Origin of the sequence: Salmonella sp. NW177, assembly GCF_051811585.1 — a bacterium.
Taxonomy (GTDB): domain Bacteria; phylum Pseudomonadota; class Gammaproteobacteria; order Enterobacterales; family Enterobacteriaceae; genus Salmonella; species Salmonella enterica.
Window position 1 is genome coordinate 1 of the sequence record NZ_JAMMZV010000015.1, and the last position, 20,386, is coordinate 20,386.

Annotated in this window: 16 protein-coding genes and 2 pseudogenes; 11 read left to right on the forward strand and 7 right to left on the reverse strand. The window is 52.4% G+C overall.

What is annotated here, in order from left to right:
• The 10 genes and pseudogenes from tuf to NA986_RS23710 all read left to right on the forward strand — a co-directional run.
• Positions 1-159 (forward strand): annotated as a pseudogene (tuf, locus tag NA986_RS23665) (elongation factor Tu); the annotation flags it as partial.
• 229 nt (positions 160-388) lie between these two features.
• Positions 389-772, forward strand: coding sequence for a preprotein translocase subunit SecE (gene secE / locus NA986_RS23670; protein WP_001275691.1), 384 nt, complete (start codon positions 389-391; stop codon positions 770-772).
• Between the two features lies 1 nt (position 773).
• Positions 774-1,319, forward strand: coding sequence for a transcription termination/antitermination protein NusG (gene nusG, locus NA986_RS23675; RefSeq protein ID WP_001287521.1), 546 nt, complete (start codon positions 774-776; stop codon positions 1,317-1,319).
• A gap of 157 nt (positions 1,320-1,476) precedes the next feature.
• Positions 1,477-1,905 carry a 50S ribosomal protein L11 gene (rplK, locus tag NA986_RS23680; protein ID WP_001085926.1) on the forward strand — a complete coding sequence of 143 codons (429 nt, stop codon included), beginning with the start codon at positions 1,477-1,479 and terminating at the stop codon, positions 1,903-1,905.
• 3 nt (positions 1,906-1,908) lie between these two features.
• The gene (gene rplA / locus NA986_RS23685) at positions 1,909-2,613 is read left to right on the forward strand and encodes a 50S ribosomal protein L1 (protein WP_001096676.1); all 705 of its coding nucleotides are present in this window, start codon (positions 1,909-1,911) and stop codon (positions 2,611-2,613) included.
• A 419-nt stretch (positions 2,614-3,032) separates the two neighbouring features.
• Positions 3,033-3,530, forward strand: a complete 498-nt coding sequence (rplJ, locus tag NA986_RS23690) for a 50S ribosomal protein L10 (protein ID WP_001207203.1) — start codon at positions 3,033-3,035, stop codon at positions 3,528-3,530.
• 66 nt (positions 3,531-3,596) lie between these two features.
• Positions 3,597-3,962, forward strand: a complete 366-nt coding sequence (rplL, locus tag NA986_RS23695) for a 50S ribosomal protein L7/L12 (RefSeq protein WP_000028882.1) — start codon at positions 3,597-3,599, stop codon at positions 3,960-3,962.
• Between the two features lie 317 nt (positions 3,963-4,279).
• Entirely contained in the window at positions 4,280-8,308 is a 4,029-nt protein-coding gene (gene rpoB, locus NA986_RS23700; RefSeq protein WP_000263105.1) for a DNA-directed RNA polymerase subunit beta, read from the forward strand.
• Positions 8,309-8,384: 76 nt separating this feature from the next.
• A complete protein-coding gene (gene rpoC, locus NA986_RS23705; RefSeq protein WP_000653965.1) occupies positions 8,385-12,608 on the forward strand; it encodes a DNA-directed RNA polymerase subunit beta' in 4,224 nt (1,407 codons plus the stop codon).
• 41 nt (positions 12,609-12,649) lie between these two features.
• The gene (locus NA986_RS23710; protein WP_077905253.1) at positions 12,650-12,976 is read left to right on the forward strand and encodes a hypothetical protein; all 327 of its coding nucleotides are present in this window, start codon (positions 12,650-12,652) and stop codon (positions 12,974-12,976) included.
• A gap of 1 nt (position 12,977) precedes the next feature.
• Here NA986_RS23710 and NA986_RS23715 read toward each other — a convergent pair.
• Positions 12,978-13,321 (reverse strand): annotated as a pseudogene (locus NA986_RS23715) (cytoplasmic protein).
• Positions 13,322-13,701: 380 nt separating this feature from the next.
• Between NA986_RS23715 and NA986_RS23720 the strand changes: the two are divergent.
• Entirely contained in the window at positions 13,702-14,730 is a 1,029-nt protein-coding gene (locus NA986_RS23720) for a type III secretion system effector arginine glycosyltransferase SseK1 (RefSeq protein ID WP_023216636.1), read from the forward strand.
• A 220-nt stretch (positions 14,731-14,950) separates the two neighbouring features.
• On the opposite strand, the gene thiH is transcribed toward NA986_RS23720, so the two are convergent.
• Genes thiH through thiC form a run of 6 tightly spaced genes read right to left on the reverse strand, consistent with a single transcriptional unit; the run spans position 14,951 to position 20,315 of the window.
• The gene (gene thiH, locus NA986_RS23725) at positions 14,951-16,084 is read right to left on the reverse strand and encodes a 2-iminoacetate synthase ThiH (protein ID WP_023216635.1); all 1,134 of its coding nucleotides are present in this window, start codon (positions 16,082-16,084) and stop codon (positions 14,951-14,953) included.
• Positions 16,081-16,851 (reverse strand): thiazole synthase, encoded by a 771-nt coding sequence (gene thiG, locus NA986_RS23730; protein ID WP_000944045.1) that lies wholly within the window; start codon positions 16,849-16,851, stop codon positions 16,081-16,083. The genes thiH and thiG overlap by 4 nt, the downstream gene beginning before the upstream one ends.
• A gap of 1 nt (position 16,852) precedes the next feature.
• Positions 16,853-17,053 (reverse strand): sulfur carrier protein ThiS, encoded by a 201-nt coding sequence (gene thiS, locus NA986_RS23735; RefSeq protein WP_001166839.1) that lies wholly within the window; start codon positions 17,051-17,053, stop codon positions 16,853-16,855.
• Positions 17,034-17,792, reverse strand: a complete 759-nt coding sequence (locus NA986_RS23740; RefSeq protein WP_023216634.1) for a HesA/MoeB/ThiF family protein — start codon at positions 17,790-17,792, stop codon at positions 17,034-17,036. The genes thiS and NA986_RS23740 overlap by 20 nt, the downstream gene beginning before the upstream one ends.
• Entirely contained in the window at positions 17,785-18,420 is a 636-nt protein-coding gene (gene thiE / locus NA986_RS23745) for a thiamine phosphate synthase (RefSeq protein WP_023216633.1), read from the reverse strand. The genes NA986_RS23740 and thiE overlap by 8 nt, the downstream gene beginning before the upstream one ends.
• Positions 18,420-20,315: a phosphomethylpyrimidine synthase ThiC gene (gene thiC, locus NA986_RS23750; protein ID WP_023216632.1), complete on the reverse strand. Its 1,896-nt coding sequence runs from the start codon at positions 20,313-20,315 to the stop codon at positions 18,420-18,422. The genes thiE and thiC overlap by 1 nt, the downstream gene beginning before the upstream one ends.
• Positions 20,316-20,386: the final 71 nt, after the last annotated feature.

Genomic DNA, 20,386 nt, shown 5'->3' on the forward strand with positions numbered 1-20,386 from the left:
GAACTGCCGGAAGGCGTAGAGATGGTAATGCCGGGCGACAACATCAAAATGGTTGTTACCCTGATCCACCCGATCGCAATGGACGACGGTCTGCGTTTCGCAATCCGTGAAGGCGGCCGTACCGTTGGCGCGGGCGTTGTTGCTAAAGTTCTCGGCTAATCGCTGATAACATTTGACGCAATGCGCAATAAAAGGGCATCATTTGATGCCCTTTTTGCACGCTTTCACACCAGAACCTGGCTCATCAGTGATTTTATTTGTCATAATCATTGCTGAGACAGGCTCTGTAGAGGGCGTATAATCCGAAAGGCGAATAAGCGTTTCGATTTGGATTGCCTCGCGATTGCGGGGTGAAAATGTTTGTAGAATACTTCTGACAGGTTGGTTTATGAGTGCGAATACCGAAGCTCAAGGGAGCGGGCGCGGCCTGGAAGCGATGAAGTGGATAGTTGTTGCCATATTGCTGATCGTCGCAATCGTCGGCAACTACCTCTATCGCGACATGATGCTGCCGCTGCGTGCGCTGGCCGTAGTAATTCTGATTGCTGCAGCGGGTGGTGTCGCGCTGTTGACGACAAAAGGTAAAGCAACCGTTGCTTTTGCCCGTGAAGCGAGAACCGAAGTCCGTAAGGTCATTTGGCCGACTCGCCAGGAAACGCTGCACACCACGCTGATCGTCGCTGCGGTTACCGCAGTTATGTCACTGATCCTGTGGGGACTGGATGGTATTCTGGTTCGCCTGGTATCCTTTATCACTGGCCTGAGGTTCTGAGATGTCTGAAGCACCTAAAAAGCGCTGGTACGTCGTTCAGGCGTTTTCCGGTTTTGAAGGCCGCGTAGCCACATCGCTGCGCGAGCATATCAAATTACACAATATGGAAGAGCTGTTTGGCGAAGTCATGGTGCCGACTGAAGAAGTCGTTGAGATCCGTGGCGGCCAGCGTCGCAAAAGCGAACGCAAATTCTTCCCGGGTTACGTTCTGGTCCAGATGGTCATGAACGACGCAAGCTGGCACCTGGTGCGTAGCGTGCCGCGAGTGATGGGCTTTATCGGCGGTACCTCTGACCGTCCGGCGCCGATCAGCGACAAAGAAGTCGATGCGATCATGAACCGCCTGCAGCAGGTTGGCGATAAGCCGCGGCCGAAAACTCTGTTTGAACCGGGTGAAATGGTTCGTGTTAACGACGGTCCGTTCGCAGACTTTAACGGCGTTGTCGAAGAAGTCGATTATGAGAAGTCTCGCCTGAAAGTGTCTGTTTCTATCTTCGGTCGTGCGACCCCGGTAGAGCTGGACTTCAGCCAGGTTGAGAAAGCGTAAGGCTGCGATCAAAAAAGCAGCGATCTAATCGTTGCATAGGGCGCGAAATTGACATACAATTTCGCGCCTTTTGTTTTTATGGGCCTTATGCCCATAAAGCGATATTTATCACGGGGAGCTTCTTTGAAGCGATACTACCCAATTCGAGGAATTTAGAATGGCTAAGAAAGTACAAGCCTACGTCAAGCTGCAGGTTGCAGCTGGTATGGCGAACCCGAGTCCGCCGGTTGGTCCAGCACTGGGTCAGCAGGGTGTGAACATCATGGAATTCTGCAAAGCGTTCAACGCAAAAACGGATTCCATCGAAAAAGGTCTGCCGATTCCGGTTGTTATTACCGTTTACGCTGACCGTTCTTTCACCTTCGTTACCAAAACGCCTCCGGCAGCTGTTCTGCTGAAAAAAGCGGCTGGTATCAAGTCTGGTTCCGGCAAGCCGAACAAAGACAAAGTAGGTAAAATTTCCCGCGCTCAGCTGCAGGAAATCGCGCAGACCAAAGCTGCCGACATGACCGGTGCCGACATTGAAGCGATGACTCGCTCCATCGAAGGTACTGCACGTTCCATGGGCCTGGTAGTGGAGGACTAAGAAATGGCTAAACTGACCAAGCGTATGCGCGTGATCCGTGAAAAAGTTGATGCGACCAAACAGTACGACATCAACGAAGCTATTGCCCTGCTGAAAGAGCTGGCCACTGCTAAATTCAACGAAAGCGTTGACGTTGCCGTTAACCTCGGCATCGACGCTCGTAAATCTGACCAGAACGTTCGTGGCGCGACTGTACTGCCGCACGGTACTGGCCGTTCTGTTCGCGTTGCCGTATTTACCCAGGGCCCGAACGCTGAAGCAGCTAAAGCTGCTGGCGCTGAGCTGGTAGGTATGGAAGATCTGGCTGACCAGATCAAGAAAGGCGAAATGAACTTCGACGTTGTTATCGCATCCCCGGATGCAATGCGCGTTGTTGGCCAGCTGGGCCAGGTTCTGGGTCCGCGCGGCCTGATGCCAAACCCGAAAGTCGGTACCGTAACTCCGAACGTTGCTGAAGCGGTTAAGAACGCTAAAGCAGGTCAGGTTCGTTACCGTAACGACAAAAACGGCATCATCCACACCACCATCGGTAAAGTGGACTTTGACGCTGACAAACTGAAAGAAAACCTGGAAGCTCTGCTGGTTGCGCTGAAAAAAGCAAAACCGAGCCAGGCGAAAGGCGTGTACATCAAGAAAGTTAGCATCTCCACCACCATGGGTGCTGGCGTTGCCGTTGATCAGGCTGGTCTGAGCGCATCTGCGAACTAAGATTAGTCTTTACGTGGGCGGTGATTTTGTCTACAATCTTACCCCCACGATTCTGTTGAAATATAACAGAGCACTATGCGAGTCATTTGAATTGCAGCAAGGCAGCAAGTGAGTGAATCGCCAGGAGCATAGTTAACTATGCTCCTGGTGTGAACGAGCGCAGCTAACACAGCTGCGGTTCAAAGGACGAAGTCATAGAAAGAATTTGTTCGTTGGAGCCTGGCCTATCCAGGCCTCCGTCGAAGACCGCAGGCGTCTCGCAAGAGGCTTAATCCCCTGCGTAGACGGTGACAGAACGCTAAGATTATTTTTGATACTCTGGCTTGTTTCTGCTCACCGTATTAAGACGCTCTTCTCGTTGAGATGAGTGAAGTGAGTTCCGGAACATGAGTTCCGGCAAACATCCAGGAGCAAAGCTAATGGCTTTAAATCTTCAAGACAAACAAGCGATTGTTGCTGAAGTCAGCGAAGTAGCCAAAGGCGCGCTGTCTGCAGTAGTTGCGGATTCCCGTGGCGTAACTGTAGATAAAATGACTGAACTGCGTAAAGCAGGTCGTGAAGCTGGCGTATACATGCGTGTTGTTCGTAACACCCTGCTGCGCCGCGTCGTTGAAGGTACTCAGTTCGAGTGCCTGAAAGACACGTTTGTTGGTCCGACCCTGATTGCATACTCTATGGAACACCCGGGCGCTGCTGCTCGTCTGTTCAAAGAGTTCGCGAAAGCGAATGCAAAATTTGAGGTCAAAGCTGCAGCCTTTGAAGGTGAGCTGATCCCGGCGTCTCAGATCGACCGCCTGGCAACTCTGCCGACCTACGAAGAAGCAATTGCACGCCTGATGGCAACCATGAAAGAAGCTTCGGCTGGCAAACTGGTTCGCACACTGGCTGCTGTACGCGATGCAAAAGAAGCTGCGTAATCGCAGTTGTCTTTATCAAGCATTTGCTTACGTATAAACTTATTCTGATATTCAGGAACAATTTAAATGTCTATCACTAAAGATCAAATCATTGAAGCAGTATCCGCTATGTCCGTAATGGACGTTGTAGAACTGATTTCTGCAATGGAAGAAAAATTCGGTGTTTCCGCTGCTGCTGCTGTAGCTGTAGCTGCTGGCCCGGCTGAAGCTGCTGAAGAAAAAACTGAATTCGACGTAATTCTGAAAGCTGCTGGCGCTAACAAAGTTGCTGTTATCAAAGCAGTACGTGGCGCAACTGGCCTGGGTCTGAAAGAAGCTAAAGACCTGGTAGAATCTGCTCCGGCCGCTCTGAAAGAAGGCGTGAGCAAAGATGACGCTGAAGCACTGAAAAAATCTCTGGAAGAAGCTGGCGCTGAAGTTGAAGTTAAATAAGCCAACCCTTCCGGTTGCAGCCTGAGAAATCAGGCTGATGGCTGGTGACTTTTTAGTCACCAGCCTTTTTGCGCTGTAAGGCGCCAGTAGCGTTTCACACTGTTTGACTACTGCTGTGCCTTTCAATGCTTGTTTCTATCGACGACTTAATATACTGCGACAGAGCGTACGTTCTGTGTAAATCGCAATGAAATGGTTTAAGCGTGATAGCAACAGGCATTGCGGAAAGTATCCATTTTCCGGTCAACAAAATAGTGTTGCACAAACTGTCCCCCGCAGGACAGATGGGTCGACTTGTCAGCGAGCTGAGGAACCCTATGGTTTACTCCTATACCGAGAAAAAACGTATTCGTAAGGATTTTGGTAAACGTCCACAAGTTCTGGATGTACCTTATCTCCTTTCTATCCAGCTTGACTCGTTTCAGAAGTTTATCGAGCAAGATCCTGAAGGGCAGTACGGCCTGGAAGCAGCCTTCCGTTCCGTGTTCCCGATTCAGAGCTACAGCGGTAATTCCGAGCTGCAGTACGTCAGCTACCGCCTTGGCGAACCGGTGTTTGACGTTCAGGAATGTCAGATCCGTGGCGTGACCTATTCCGCACCGCTGCGCGTAAAACTGCGTCTGGTGATCTACGAGCGCGAAGCGCCGGAAGGCACCGTTAAAGACATTAAAGAACAAGAAGTCTACATGGGCGAAATTCCGCTCATGACCGACAACGGTACCTTTGTTATCAACGGTACTGAGCGTGTTATCGTTTCTCAGCTGCACCGTAGTCCGGGCGTCTTCTTTGACTCCGACAAAGGTAAAACCCACTCTTCGGGTAAAGTGCTGTATAACGCGCGCATCATTCCTTACCGTGGTTCCTGGCTGGACTTCGAATTCGATCCGAAGGACAACCTGTTCGTGCGTATCGACCGTCGCCGTAAACTGCCTGCGACCATCATCCTGCGTGCGCTGAACTACACCACTGAGCAGATCCTTGACCTGTTCTTTGAGAAAGTCGTCTTCGAAATTCGCGACAACAAGCTGCAGATGGAGCTGATTCCAGAACGTCTGCGCGGCGAAACCGCGTCGTTCGATATCGAAGCTAACGGCAAAGTGTACGTTGAAAAAGGCCGTCGCATTACCGCGCGTCACATCCGTCAGCTGGAAAAAGACGATATCAAGCATATCGAAGTTCCGGTTGAGTACATCGCAGGTAAAGTCGTCTCTAAAGACTACGTTGACGAATCCACTGGCGAGCTGATCTGCGCGGCGAACATGGAGCTGAGCCTGGATCTGCTGGCTAAGCTGAGCCAGTCCGGCCACAAACGTATCGAAACGCTGTTTACCAACGATCTGGACCACGGCCCGTACATTTCTGAAACGGTACGCGTCGACCCAACCAACGATCGTCTGAGCGCGCTGGTAGAAATCTACCGCATGATGCGCCCTGGTGAGCCGCCGACTCGTGAAGCGGCTGAAAGCCTGTTCGAGAACCTGTTCTTCTCCGAAGACCGCTATGACCTGTCTGCGGTGGGACGTATGAAGTTCAACCGTTCTCTGCTGCGCGACGAAATCGAAGGTTCCGGTATCCTGAGCAAAGACGACATCATTGATGTCATGAAGAAGCTCATCGATATCCGTAACGGTAAAGGCGAAGTGGATGATATCGACCACCTCGGCAACCGTCGTATCCGTTCCGTCGGCGAAATGGCGGAAAACCAGTTCCGCGTTGGCCTGGTGCGTGTAGAGCGTGCGGTGAAAGAGCGTCTGTCTCTGGGCGATCTGGATACCCTGATGCCTCAGGATATGATCAACGCCAAGCCGATTTCCGCTGCAGTGAAAGAGTTCTTTGGTTCCAGCCAGCTGTCTCAGTTTATGGACCAGAACAACCCGCTGTCTGAGATTACGCACAAACGTCGTATCTCCGCACTCGGCCCAGGCGGTCTGACCCGCGAACGCGCAGGCTTCGAAGTTCGAGACGTACACCCGACGCACTACGGTCGCGTATGTCCTATCGAAACGCCGGAAGGTCCGAACATCGGTCTGATCAACTCCCTGTCCGTGTACGCACAGACTAACGAATATGGCTTCCTTGAGACGCCGTACCGTCGTGTGGTTGATGGCGTGGTTACTGACGAAATTCATTACCTGTCTGCTATCGAAGAAGGCAACTACGTTATCGCTCAGGCGAACTCCAACCTGGATGACGAAGGCCACTTTGTAGAAGATCTGGTGACCTGCCGTAGCAAAGGCGAATCCAGCTTGTTCAGCCGCGACCAGGTTGACTACATGGACGTTTCCACCCAGCAGGTGGTCTCCGTCGGTGCGTCCCTGATCCCGTTCCTGGAACACGATGACGCCAACCGTGCATTGATGGGTGCGAACATGCAACGTCAGGCGGTTCCGACTCTGCGCGCTGACAAGCCGCTGGTGGGTACCGGTATGGAACGTGCTGTCGCCGTCGACTCCGGTGTTACTGCAGTAGCTAAACGTGGCGGTACTGTTCAGTACGTGGATGCGTCCCGTATCGTTATCAAAGTTAACGAAGACGAGATGTACCCGGGCGAAGCGGGTATCGACATCTATAACCTGACCAAATACACCCGCTCTAACCAGAACACCTGTATCAACCAGATGCCATGTGTGTCTCTGGGCGAGCCGGTTGAACGCGGCGACGTGCTGGCAGACGGTCCGTCCACCGACCTCGGTGAACTGGCGCTCGGTCAGAACATGCGCGTGGCGTTCATGCCGTGGAACGGCTACAACTTCGAAGACTCCATCCTCGTTTCCGAGCGTGTTGTCCAGGAAGACCGTTTCACCACCATCCACATTCAGGAACTGGCGTGCGTGTCCCGTGACACCAAGCTGGGGCCGGAAGAGATCACCGCTGACATCCCGAACGTGGGTGAAGCTGCGCTCTCCAAACTGGATGAATCCGGTATCGTTTACATCGGCGCGGAAGTGACCGGCGGCGACATTCTGGTCGGTAAGGTGACGCCGAAAGGTGAAACCCAGCTGACGCCGGAAGAGAAACTGCTGCGTGCGATCTTCGGTGAGAAAGCGTCTGACGTTAAAGACTCTTCTCTGCGCGTACCTAACGGTGTCTCCGGTACGGTTATCGACGTTCAGGTCTTTACTCGCGATGGCGTAGAAAAAGACAAACGTGCTCTGGAAATCGAAGAGATGCAGCTCAAGCAGGCGAAAAAAGACCTGTCTGAAGAATTGCAGATCCTTGAAGCGGGCCTGTTTAGCCGTATCCGTGCGGTACTGGTGTCCGGCGGCGTTGAAGCTGAGAAGCTCGACAAACTGCCGCGCGACCGCTGGCTGGAACTCGGTCTGACCGACGAAGAGAAACAAAATCAGCTGGAACAACTGGCTGAGCAGTATGACGAACTGAAACACGAGTTCGAGAAAAAACTTGAAGCGAAGCGCCGTAAAATCACCCAGGGCGACGATCTGGCGCCGGGCGTGCTGAAGATCGTGAAGGTCTATCTGGCCGTTAAACGCCGTATCCAGCCGGGTGATAAGATGGCAGGTCGTCACGGTAACAAGGGTGTTATCTCTAAGATCAACCCGATCGAAGACATGCCTTACGATGAAAACGGCACGCCGGTAGACATCGTACTGAACCCGCTGGGCGTACCGTCTCGTATGAACATCGGTCAGATTCTGGAAACCCACCTGGGTATGGCTGCGAAAGGTATTGGCGACAAGATTAACGCCATGCTGAAACAGCAGCAGGAAGTCGCCAAACTGCGCGAATTCATCCAGCGTGCCTACGATCTGGGCGCCGACGTTCGTCAGAAAGTCGACCTGAGCACCTTCAGCGATGATGAAGTGCTGCGTCTGGCAGAAAACCTGCGTAAAGGTATGCCGATTGCCACACCAGTGTTCGACGGTGCGAAAGAAGCGGAAATCAAAGAGCTGCTGAAACTGGGCGACCTGCCGACCTCCGGTCAGATCACCCTGTTCGATGGCCGTACGGGTGAACAGTTCGAACGTCCGGTAACCGTCGGTTACATGTACATGCTGAAACTGAACCACCTGGTTGATGACAAGATGCATGCGCGTTCTACCGGTTCTTACAGCCTGGTTACTCAGCAGCCGCTGGGTGGAAAGGCGCAGTTCGGTGGTCAGCGCTTCGGGGAGATGGAAGTGTGGGCGCTGGAAGCTTACGGCGCCGCCTACACCCTGCAGGAAATGCTCACCGTTAAGTCTGATGACGTGAACGGTCGTACCAAGATGTATAAGAACATCGTGGACGGCAACCATCAGATGGAACCGGGTATGCCGGAATCCTTCAACGTTCTGTTGAAAGAGATCCGCTCGCTGGGCATCAACATCGAACTGGAAGACGAGTAATTCTCGCTCAAACAGGTCACTGGTGTCGGGGTAAAACTCGACACCAGATTGTGCTAACTCCGACGGGAGCAAATCCGTGAAAGATTTATTAAAGTTTCTGAAAGCGCAGACTAAAACCGAAGAGTTTGATGCGATCAAAATTGCTCTGGCTTCGCCAGACATGATCCGTTCATGGTCTTTCGGTGAAGTTAAAAAGCCGGAAACCATCAACTACCGTACGTTCAAACCTGAGCGTGACGGCCTTTTCTGCGCCCGTATCTTTGGGCCGGTAAAAGACTACGAGTGCCTGTGCGGTAAGTACAAGCGCCTGAAACACCGTGGTGTTATTTGTGAGAAGTGCGGCGTTGAAGTGACTCAGACCAAAGTACGCCGTGAGCGTATGGGCCACATCGAGCTGGCGTCTCCGACTGCTCACATCTGGTTCCTGAAATCGCTGCCGTCCCGTATCGGTCTGCTGCTCGATATGCCGTTGCGCGATATCGAACGCGTACTGTACTTCGAATCTTATGTGGTTATCGAAGGCGGTATGACTAACCTGGAACGTCAACAGATCCTGACTGAAGAGCAGTATCTGGACGCGCTGGAAGAGTTCGGTGACGAATTCGACGCGAAGATGGGTGCGGAAGCTATCCAGGCCCTGCTGAAGAGCATGGATCTGGAGCAAGAGTGTGAAACTCTGCGCGAAGAGCTGAACGAAACCAACTCCGAAACCAAGCGTAAAAAGCTGACCAAGCGTATCAAACTGCTGGAAGCCTTCGTACAGTCTGGTAACAAGCCAGAGTGGATGATCCTGACCGTTCTGCCGGTTCTGCCGCCAGATCTGCGTCCGCTGGTTCCGCTGGATGGTGGTCGTTTCGCGACTTCTGACCTGAACGATCTGTATCGTCGCGTCATTAACCGTAACAACCGTCTGAAGCGTCTGCTGGATCTGGCTGCGCCGGACATCATCGTACGTAACGAAAAACGTATGCTGCAGGAAGCGGTTGACGCCCTGCTGGATAACGGTCGTCGCGGTCGTGCGATCACCGGTTCTAACAAGCGTCCTCTGAAATCTTTGGCCGACATGATCAAAGGTAAGCAGGGTCGTTTCCGTCAGAACCTGCTCGGTAAGCGTGTTGACTACTCCGGTCGTTCTGTAATCACCGTAGGTCCATACCTGCGTCTGCATCAGTGCGGTCTGCCGAAGAAAATGGCGCTGGAGCTGTTCAAACCGTTCATCTACGGCAAACTGGAACTGCGTGGCCTGGCCACCACTATCAAAGCCGCGAAGAAAATGGTTGAGCGCGAAGAAGCTGTCGTTTGGGATATCCTGGACGAAGTTATCCGCGAACACCCGGTACTGCTGAACCGTGCACCAACACTGCACCGTCTGGGTATCCAGGCATTTGAACCGGTACTGATCGAAGGTAAAGCTATCCAGCTGCACCCGCTGGTTTGTGCGGCATATAACGCTGACTTCGATGGTGACCAGATGGCTGTTCACGTACCGCTGACGCTGGAAGCCCAGCTTGAAGCGCGTGCGCTGATGATGTCTACCAACAACATCCTGTCTCCGGCGAACGGCGAGCCTATCATCGTTCCGTCTCAGGACGTGGTATTGGGTCTGTATTACATGACCCGTGACTGTGTTAACGCCAAAGGCGAAGGCATGGTGCTGACTGGCCCGAAAGAAGCTGAGCGTATCTATCGCGCAGGTCTGGCCTCTCTGCATGCGCGCGTTAAAGTGCGTATCACTGAATATGAAAAAGATGAAAACGGCGAATTCGTTGCGCACACCAGCCTGAAAGACACGACCGTTGGTCGCGCCATTCTGTGGATGATCGTACCGAAAGGTCTGCCTTTCTCCATCGTCAACCAGGCGCTGGGCAAGAAAGCGATCTCCAAAATGCTGAACACTTGCTACCGTATTCTGGGCCTGAAACCGACCGTTATTTTTGCGGACCAGACGATGTACACCGGCTTTGCTTATGCAGCGCGTTCAGGTGCGTCCGTTGGTATTGATGACATGGTCATCCCGGAGAAAAAACACGAGATCATCTCTGAGGCGGAAGCTGAAGTTGCTGAGATCCAGGAGCAGTTCCAGTCTGGTCTGGTAACCGCTGGCGAACGCTATAACAAAGTTATCGATATCTGGGCTGCGGCGAACGATCGTGTATCCAAAGCGATGATGGATAACCTGCAAACCGAAACCGTGATTAACCGTGACGGCCAGGAAGAGCAGCAGGTCTCCTTCAACAGCATCTACATGATGGCCGACTCCGGTGCGCGTGGTTCTGCGGCACAGATTCGTCAGCTTGCTGGTATGCGTGGTCTGATGGCGAAGCCGGATGGCTCCATCATCGAAACGCCAATCACCGCGAACTTCCGTGAAGGTCTGAACGTACTCCAGTACTTCATCTCCACCCACGGTGCGCGTAAAGGTTTGGCGGATACCGCACTGAAAACCGCGAACTCCGGTTACCTGACCCGTCGTCTGGTTGACGTCGCGCAGGATCTGGTGGTGACCGAAGATGACTGTGGTACGCACGAAGGTATCCTGATGACCCCGGTTATCGAGGGTGGCGACGTGAAAGAGCCGCTGCGTGACCGCGTTCTGGGCCGTGTGACAGCAGAAGATGTGCTGAAACCGGGTACCGCGGACATTCTGGTTCCACGCAACACGCTGCTGCACGAACAGTGGTGTGACCTGCTGGAAGCAAACTCCGTTGACGCCGTTAAAGTGCGTTCCGTTGTATCCTGCGACACCGACTTTGGTGTATGTGCGCACTGCTATGGTCGTGACCTGGCGCGTGGCCACATCATCAACAAAGGTGAAGCTATCGGCGTTATCGCGGCACAGTCCATCGGTGAACCGGGTACACAGCTGACGATGCGTACGTTCCACATCGGTGGTGCGGCATCGCGTGCGGCTGCTGAATCCAGCATCCAGGTTAAGAACAAAGGTAGCATCAAGCTCAGCAACGTGAAGTCGGTTGTGAACTCCAGCGGTAAACTGGTTATCACTTCCCGTAACACCGAACTGAAGCTGATCGACGAATTCGGTCGTACCAAAGAGAGCTATAAAGTGCCTTATGGCGCTGTCATGGCGAAAGGTGATGGCGAGCAGGTTGCCGGCGGCGAAACCGTGGCAAACTGGGACCCGCACACCATGCCGGTTATCACTGAAGTGAGTGGTTTCATCCGCTTCACTGACATGATCGACGGTCAGACCATTACGCGTCAGACCGACGAACTGACCGGTTTGTCTTCGCTGGTGGTTCTGGATTCGGCTGAACGTACTACTGGTGGTAAAGATCTGCGTCCGGCGCTGAAAATCGTTGATGCTCAGGGTAATGACGTTCTGATCCCTGGTACCGATATGCCTGCGCAGTACTTCCTGCCGGGTAAAGCGATTGTACAGCTGGAAGATGGCGTACAGATCAGTTCTGGTGACACCCTGGCGCGTATTCCGCAGGAATCCGGCGGTACCAAGGATATCACCGGTGGTCTGCCGCGCGTTGCAGATCTGTTCGAAGCGCGTCGTCCGAAAGAGCCGGCCATTCTGGCGGAAATCGCAGGTATCGTTTCCTTCGGTAAAGAAACCAAAGGCAAACGTCGTCTGGTGATTACGCCGGTTGATGGTAGTGACCCGTACGAAGAGATGATTCCGAAATGGCGTCAGCTCAACGTGTTCGAAGGGGAACGTGTAGAACGTGGTGATGTGATTTCCGATGGTCCGGAAGCGCCGCACGACATTCTGCGTCTGCGTGGCGTTCATGCTGTGACGCGTTACATTGTTAACGAAGTTCAGGATGTATACCGTCTGCAGGGCGTTAAGATTAACGATAAACACATCGAAGTTATCGTTCGTCAGATGCTGCGTAAAGCGACCATCGAAAGCGCCGGTAGTTCCGACTTCCTGGAAGGCGAACAGGTTGAATACTCCCGCGTCAAGATCGCTAACCGCGAGCTGGAAGCGAACGGCAAAGTGGGGGCTACCTTCTCCCGCGATCTGCTGGGTATTACCAAAGCGTCTCTGGCAACCGAGTCGTTCATCTCTGCCGCATCGTTCCAGGAGACCACGCGTGTCCTGACCGAAGCAGCCGTTGCGGGTAAACGCGACGAACTGCGCGGCCTGAAAGAGAACGTTATCGTGGGTCGTCTGATTCCGGCTGGTACCGGTTATGCGTACCACCAGGATCGTATGCGCCGTCGCGCCGCGGGCGAGCAGCCAGCAACACCGCAGGTCACTGCGGAAGATGCATCTGCAAGCCTGGCAGAGCTGCTGAACGCAGGTCTGGGCGGTTCTGATAACGAGTAATCGTTAAATGGTGGAGGGGTATTTATCCCTCCACCAGCTTCATGCTGGATGCCGAATTCCGGGTCGCTTGCCTACAAGGAAAGAAAATGCCAGCGATTATTTCATTAATCTATTTAATGTTTAGTCTTTTGGTATTTACAAAAAAGATAACCATTTCAAACGTTCTGTCCGCTTTTTTATTGTTTCTATCGTTATATATACTTCACCATAAATCATTACTTATATTTATTTATTGTCTTATTATTATTGTCGCCACCGTTATTCTTCTTCGAGTCAAAATCAGCGCGGATAAAAAATCCGTATTTTATTTTTCAATGCCATGCTGGCTCTTGATTTTATCTGTAATTATAAATTTAATGAATAAATGAATTATTTTTTTATGACTCTTGTTTCTCGTATTATTGGTGAAAACTCACTATCACTGGTTATATGAATAAATTGTCCAGTTTTTGCGTTATATTTTGCCATCGCACAGGGAAGACTATTACCGCCGTTAGCCATAACAAATTTTGCTTTTGTATTACGATAAAGATTGACGCCAGGAATGGGGTCCTGACCGAATGTATAAGGCGTTGGGACAATTACATTATGTTTGTTTGAGAACCACTTTGCTAAAATCCCGTCAACGCCATCAACCGGCGTAATAAAAGTAGAGAATCCACAATACTCAAAATTGAATTTTTTACCATTGGGTTTCTTTTTTTCTGTAACATTAAATCCAAATGTGACTTTAAATTTATCCCATAAATCTAAGTTATTAAAGTCCATTGGCTCGCCATTATAAAATACCTGCTGTTCATACATTAAATGATAAACCTGTTTTATTGGTTGTTTACGCGGGAAAATTTAAATCATTAAATGAAGCATTTAATTCCATTAAGGTCTTTGTTTTACCTTATTACAGGAATTATAAATATGATGTCATTTCTGGAATAAAAATAAAGTTAACAAGCTATTTATTTAATTGCTCACTAGTAGGGTATTTATGTATCCACCGGTTAATGCTTAATTTAGCATCTTTTAGCTGACAGCGATTGCAACGCTAAAAAACATGTGCTAATAATCATCATGTAAAATATGTAATGAAGTAAGCATGGAGCATTTAATTGTTATGATCCCACCATTAAATAGATATGTTCCCGCGCTTTCAAAAAATGAATTGGTTAAAACTGTTACCGACAGGGACATTCAGTTTACAAGTTTTAATGGAAAAGATTATCCCTTGTGCTTTTTAGATGAGAAAACCCCTCTTCTTTTCCAGTGGTTTGAGCGGAATCCTGCTCGCTTTGGGAAAAATGATATACCTATAATTAACACAGAGAAAAACCCCTACCTTAACAATATCATTAAAGCAGCAACAATTGAAAAAGGACGTCTTATAGGTATTTTTGTAGATGGTGATTTTTTTCCGGGACAAAAGGATGCTTTTTCAAAACTTGAGTATGACTATGAAAACATAAAAGTCATATATAGAAATGATATTGACTTTAGCATGTACGATAAAAGATTATCAGAAATTTATATGGAAAATATTTCTAAGCAAGAGTCCATGCCAGAAGAAAAAAGAGATTGTCATTTACTGCAGCTATTGAAAAAAGAATTGAGTGATATTCAAGAGGGTAATGATTCATTAATTAAATCTTACTTACTGGATAAAGGCCATGTATGGTTTGATTTTTACAGGAATATGGCTATGTTAAAGGCTGGTCAGTTATTCCTGGAGGCGGATAAGGTTGGGGGTTATGATTTATCAACAAATAGTGGGTGTATATATCTCGATGCTGATATGATTATCACGGAAAAATTGGGGGGTATATATATTCCGGATGGAATCGCTGTTCATGTAGAAAGGATAGATGGCCGTGCTTCTATGGAAAACGGGATAATAGCTGTTGATCGCAATAACCACCCGGCTTTACTTGCTGGATTGGAAATAATGCATACTAAATTTGATGCTGATCCCTATTCCGATGGTGTATGTAATGGAATTAGAAAACATTTTAATTATTCTTTAAATGAAGATTATAATTCTTTTTGCGATTTTATTGAGTTTAAGCATGATAACATTATAATGAATACCAGTCAGTTTACGCAAAGTTCATGGGCGAGGCATGTGCAGTAGCGGAAATGGCAATAATCATGCTATTGAATACATAAAATATTGACATAAACTATCAAGTTTCGGCGAAAAAATATTTGTTGCTCAGTTTTCTCTACTACAACCAGCTTTAAAATCGCAGTGCTGTTCAGAACGGACATAAAAAAACGGGAGGTCGATAACAATCTCCCGTTTTTCACATTACGTACTCGCTTGTGAAATACTAATGCGTTTACATACGGGTTCACCGCATTTGCGAAGCGCGCCCCAGCCAACTGTCCCAGTCTTTCCAGACGGGCTGCAATCCTTGCGCGCTTAACGCGCTTGCTACGGTTTCAGGCCGACGGGCATCGTGGGGAGAAAACTGCTCCAGTTCCGGATGATCGTCAGCGTAGCCGCCGGGCTGGGTTTTTGAGAAGGCGCTGACGTTGTTGATTGCCAGAGGAATCACATGGTCTCGGAACCAGGGCGATTCGCGGGTGGAGAGTGATAATTCAATTTCCGGCGCCAATAACCGGAAAGCACAAATCGTTTGCACCAGTTGCTTTTCATCCATCACAGATGCGGGTTCCACACCGCCAGTACACGGACGCAGACGCGGGAAGGAAACAGAATAGCGACTCTGCCAGTACTGTTTCTGCATCCACAACAGATGCTCCGCCACCATATAGCAATCCACCCGCCAGTTGTCCGACAGACCAATTAGCGCGCCAAGACCGATTTTGTCGATACCTGCCCGGCCTAGCCGATCCGGCGTTTCCAGCCGCCAGAAAAAGTCCTGTTTCTTTCCCTTCAGGTGATGCTGTGCATAGATTGCCTCATGGTAAGTTTCCTGATAAACCATCACGCCATCGATCCCCAGCGTTTTGAGCTCCGCATAGTTTTCTTGCGACAAGGGCTGGACTTCCATCTGTAATGATGAAAATTGACGGCGGATAGCCGGTAAATGGCGGCGAAAATAGTCCATGCCGACTTTGGCCTGATGTTCTCCAGTCACCAGCAACAGATGCTCAAAGCCCAGTTTACGGATAGCATCGCACTCCCTTTGAATATCCACCTCATCCAGCGTCTTACGCTTGATGCGGTTGCTCATCGAGAAGCCGCAGTAGGTGCAGTCGTTGGCACAGAGGTTTGAGAGATAAAGCGGCACGTAAAAGCTGACGGTATTGCCAAAGCGCTGGCGGGTCAGCCTTTGTGCCCGCTGCGCCAGCGGCTCAAGATAATCGGCGGCAGCGGGGGAAAGTAACGCCATCATATCCTCGCGGTTGAGGCGTGAAGCATTCAGCGCCCGCTCCACATCGGCGGCAGTTTTACCGTTGATGCGCAGGCGAATATCGTCCCACTCCAGTTGCCGCCAACGGTCGCTGAAGGTTTTCATGCTAACGCCTCCAGAAATCCGGTGAGCGGGCTGGTGGCGCTGGCGTAGGTGCTACGATTACCCGGCACCGCCTGACGCGCCAGTAATCCGGCTTCCACCGCCAGACGGAAAGCAGTTGCCATCATCACCGGATCGTCCGCCACGGCAATCGCCGTGTTGACCAGTACCGCATCCGCGCCCATTTCCAGCGCCTGCGCGGCATGGCTGGGGACGCCGATGCCCGCATCAACCACCACCGGCACGGTGGACTGCTGGATAATAATCTCCAGCATCGCTTTGGTTTCCAGCCCCTGATTCGAACCGATAGGCGCACCAAGCGGCATCACCGCCGCGCAGCCGACCTCTTCCAGCCGCTTGCACAACACCGGATCCGCGCCGCAGTAGGGCAGCACCACAAAACCCTGCTTCACCAGCGCCTCGGCGGCTTTTAGCGTTTCGATCGGGTCCGGCAATAGCCAGCGGGCATCCGGATGGATTTCTAATTTCAACCAGTTTGTGCCCAGCGCTTCCCGCGCCAGTTGGGCGGCGAAGATTGCCTCTTCGGCGGTTTTCGCCCCGGAGGTATTGGGCAGTAGCGTGACGCCCGCTTCAATGAGCGGCGCCAGGATAGCGTCGTTGTGCTGACGTAAATCCACGCGCTTCATCGCCAGCGTCACCAACTGGCTGCCGGAAGCGCGAATTGCCTCGACCATCAGTTGCGATGAGGCAAACTTCCCTGTGCCGGTGAACAGATGTGAATTAAACGCTTTGTCGGCAATACGTAACATCTCAACCTCCTGCTATAACGTGAAAAAGCAGGATCTGGTCGCCTTCCTGCACGATTTGCTGCTGCCACTGCTCGCGCGGCAGGATCTGCTGATTGAGCGCCAGCGCCGCGCCCGGTTTAAGCTGATTAAGCGTAGCGAGCAGCCCGCTGACGGTTTGCCCTTCGGCGCACTGCATCGGCTCGTCATTGAATTGAATTTGCATGTCGCCCTCCGCATACCGGACAGCCGCTGGCGCGACGCAGCGCGAGGCTGCGCCACTGGCTGGTTTTGCCGTCAAACAGGCGTAGCTCTCCGCTGGGCGTCTCAATACCGCTGAGTAATTTAATCGCCTCCAGCGCCTGCAAAGTACCCATTACGCCAACAACCGGTCCGACGATACCGGCGGTACGGCAGTTGCGTTCAGGCTCGACATCGTCCGGCCACAGGCAGCGGTAACAGCCTTGTTCCCACGGTGGCGTGAGGACCATTAGCTGGCCACCGAAGCCGACGGCGCTGGCGGAAATTAACGGAGTGTTGAGCGCCACGCAGGCGGCGTTAATTTCCTGGCGCGTGGCCATGTTATCGGTACAGTCGAGCACCACGTCGGCTCGCGAGACCGCGTTTTTAAGCACATCGCCAGTCAGACGCTGTTGCAATACGATCAGCTTGCTACCGGGGTTGAGCTGCGCCAGCCGTAGCTTTGCCGCCTGCGCCTTCGGGTGGGCGATATCGTCGGTGGTGAACAGAATTTGCCGCTGGAGATTGCTCAAGTGAACATCGTCATCATCCGCCAGCGTCAGTTTGCCGATGCCTGCTCCCGCCAGATACAGCGCGGCAGGTGAACCTAACCCGCCTAAACCCACGATCAGCACATGACTCGCGAGCAGCTTTTGCTGGCCTTCAATGGCGATATCGCCGAGCAGGATTTGCCGGCTGTAACGCATAAAGTCACGGTCATTCATCGCCGACTCCCACGATTGCCAGCAGTTGCGCGGTGGCTTCACGCCAGTCTGCCGCCTGGGTAATGGCGCTAACCACAGCCACGCTGCCGACGCCGGTCGTCAGTACCGCCGGAGCGCGTTCAAGGCTGATGCCGCCGATCGCGACGGTCGGGTAATCCGCCAGACGTTCAATATGACTGGCCAGCTGCGCCAGCCCCTGCGGGGCGGAAGGCATCTGCTTGGTTTGCGTGGGGAAGACATGACCCAGCGCGATATAAGAAGGCTTAGCGGCCAGCGCCACGTCTATCTCCATATCATCGTGGGTCGATACGCCCAGGCGTAAGCCCGCCGCCTGAATCGCTTTCAGGTCGGTGGTTTCAAGGTCTTCCTGGCCCAGATGCACGCCGTAAGCGCGGTGCTTAATTGCCAGACGCCAGTAATCGTTGATAAACAGCCGGGCGTCATAACGACGCCCCAGCGCGATGGCGGCAATAACATCCGCTTCTACCTCTTCATCGCGCTTATCTTTGATACGCAACTGGATGGTGCGCACGCCCGCCTCCAGCAGGCGTTCAATCCATGCAACGCTATCCACCACCGGGTAAAGCCCGAGGCGGAACGGCACGGTCGGGAAATCAGGCTGATACATCAGGCTTCCTCCCGCTTGAGATAGATTTCGCCGCCTTTGGCGCGGAAGTTTTCCGACATATCCGCCATGCCGACTTCGATGGTTTGCGCGGCGGCGTAATCGCGGACTTCCTGGCTGATTTTCATCGAGCAGAATTTTGGCCCGCACATCGAGCAAAAGTGCGCCACTTTGCCGGACTCTTGCGGCAGGGTTTCATCGTGATAAGCGCGGGCGGTGAACGGGTCGAGCGCGAGGTTAAACTGATCTTCCCAGCGGAATTCGAAGCGCGCTTTCGACATGGCGTTATCGCGGATCTGTGCGCCCGGATGGCCTTTCGCTAAGTCAGCGGCGTGGGCGGCAATCTTGTAGGTAATCAGCCCTTGCTTCACATCTTCTTTGTTCGGCAGGCCGAGGTGCTCTTTCGGTGTGACGTAGCATAGCATCGCGCAGCCAAACCAGCCGATCATCGCCGCGCCAATGCCGGAGGTGAAGTGGTCATAGCCCGGCGCGATGTCGGTGGTCAACGGCCCCAAAGTGTAGAACGGCGCTTCGTGGCAGCTCTCCAGCTCTTCGGTCATGTTGCGCTGAATCATATGCATGGGTACATGACCCGGGCCTTCAATCATCACCTGCACGTCGTATTCCCAGGCGATTTTGGTCAGCTCGCCCAGCGTATGCAGCTCGGAGAACTGCGCTTCGTCGTTGGCGTCCTGAATGGAGCCGGGGCGCAGGCCGTCGCCCAACGACAGGGAAACGTCGTAGGCGGCGCAGATTTCGCAGATCTCGCGGAAATGTTCGAACAGGAAGTTCTCTTTGTGATGCGAGAGGCACCACTTCGCCATGATCGAACCGCCGCGCGAGACAATACCGGTCAGGCGTTTGGCGGTCATCGGCACGTAGCGCAACAGCACGCCCGCGTGAATGGTGAAGTAGTCGACGCCCTGTTCGGCCTGCTCCAGCAGCGTGTCGCGGAACGCTTCCCAGGTAAGATCTTCGGCGATCCCGTTGACCTTTTCCAGCGCCTGGTAGATCGGGACGGTACCGATCGGTACCGGGCTGTTACGCAGGATCCATTCGCGGGTTTCGTGAATATAGCGGCCGGTGGAGAGGTCCATCACCGTATCCGCGCCCCAGCGGGTCGACCAGACCAGTTTTTCCACCTCTTCTTCGATGGAGGAGGTGACCGCCGAGTTGCCGATGTTGGCATTCACTTTGACCAGGAAGTTGCGGCCGATAATCATCGGCTCCGATTCCGGGTGGTTGATGTTGGCGGGAATAATCGCGCGGCCCGCGGCGACTTCATCACGCACGAATTCCGGCGTAATGTTTTCCGGCAGGCGCGCGCCAAAGTTCATGCCCGGATGCTGGTGGCGCAGCACTTCACTGCGAATGCGTTCGCGGCCCATGTTTTCACGGATGGCGATGAACTCCATTTCGGGAGTGACGATCCCCTTGCGGGCGTAGTGTAACTGGGTGACGCGCTTGCCCGCTTTGGCGCGTTTCGGCGTCAGCAGGCCGGTAAAACGCAGATCGTCCAGGCCATCGTCGGCCAGACGTTCTTTGGTGTAAGCCGAGCTACGGTCGTCCAATTCTTCGCTATCGTTACGTGCGTCAATCCACGGCTGGCGCAGTTTCGCCAGACCCTGCTGGACGTTAATCGCCACCTCAGGATCGCCATACGGGCCGGAGGTGTCGTACACCGGCACGGCTTCGTTCTCTTCAAACTGCGGGTTGTCTTTACTGCCGCCGATGAGCGTCGGGCTAAGTTGAATTTCGCGCATCGGTACGCGAATATCATGCTGCGAACCGGTCACGTAGATGCGTTTCGAGTTGGGAAAGGCAGTCCCTTCCAGCGTATCGATAAAATGCTGGGCTTTAGCGCGCTGCTCGCGGCGGGTTAACGTTGTTGTAGACATAGCTCATTCCAAAAAATTAAGGACGTGGCTTGTCAGACGACGGATGGAGTAATGGATGTGCGCCGCCCGTA

What these genes read in the sequence shown, in the direction of transcription:
- thiH (WP_023216635.1), bottom strand. Translation starts at nt 16,084, where the DNA reads ATGAAAACCTTCAGCGACCGTTGGCGGCAACTGGAGTGGGACGATATT.
- secE (WP_001275691.1), top strand. Translation starts at nt 389, where the DNA reads ATGAGTGCGAATACCGAAGCTCAAGGGAGCGGGCGCGGCCTGGAAGCG.
- thiG (WP_000944045.1), bottom strand. Translation starts at nt 16,851, where the DNA reads ATGTTACGTATTGCCGACAAAGCGTTTAATTCACATCTGTTCACCGGC.
- rplL (WP_000028882.1), top strand. Translation starts at nt 3,597, where the DNA reads ATGTCTATCACTAAAGATCAAATCATTGAAGCAGTATCCGCTATGTCC.
- nusG (WP_001287521.1), top strand. Translation starts at nt 774, where the DNA reads ATGTCTGAAGCACCTAAAAAGCGCTGGTACGTCGTTCAGGCGTTTTCC.
- rplA (WP_001096676.1), top strand. Translation starts at nt 1,909, where the DNA reads ATGGCTAAACTGACCAAGCGTATGCGCGTGATCCGTGAAAAAGTTGAT.
- rplJ (WP_001207203.1), top strand. Translation starts at nt 3,033, where the DNA reads ATGGCTTTAAATCTTCAAGACAAACAAGCGATTGTTGCTGAAGTCAGC.
- NA986_RS23740 (WP_023216634.1), bottom strand. Translation starts at nt 17,792, where the DNA reads ATGAATGACCGTGACTTTATGCGTTACAGCCGGCAAATCCTGCTCGGC.
- rplK (WP_001085926.1), top strand. Translation starts at nt 1,477, where the DNA reads ATGGCTAAGAAAGTACAAGCCTACGTCAAGCTGCAGGTTGCAGCTGGT.
- thiC (WP_023216632.1), bottom strand. Translation starts at nt 20,315, where the DNA reads ATGTCTACAACAACGTTAACCCGCCGCGAGCAGCGCGCTAAAGCCCAG.
- NA986_RS23720 (WP_023216636.1), top strand. Translation starts at nt 13,702, where the DNA reads ATGGAGCATTTAATTGTTATGATCCCACCATTAAATAGATATGTTCCC.
- thiE (WP_023216633.1), bottom strand. Translation starts at nt 18,420, where the DNA reads ATGTATCAGCCTGATTTCCCGACCGTGCCGTTCCGCCTCGGGCTTTAC.
- rpoB (WP_000263105.1), top strand. Translation starts at nt 4,280, where the DNA reads ATGGTTTACTCCTATACCGAGAAAAAACGTATTCGTAAGGATTTTGGT.
- thiS (WP_001166839.1), bottom strand. Translation starts at nt 17,053, where the DNA reads ATGCAAATTCAATTCAATGACGAGCCGATGCAGTGCGCCGAAGGGCAA.
- NA986_RS23710 (WP_077905253.1), top strand. Translation starts at nt 12,650, where the DNA reads ATGCTGGATGCCGAATTCCGGGTCGCTTGCCTACAAGGAAAGAAAATG.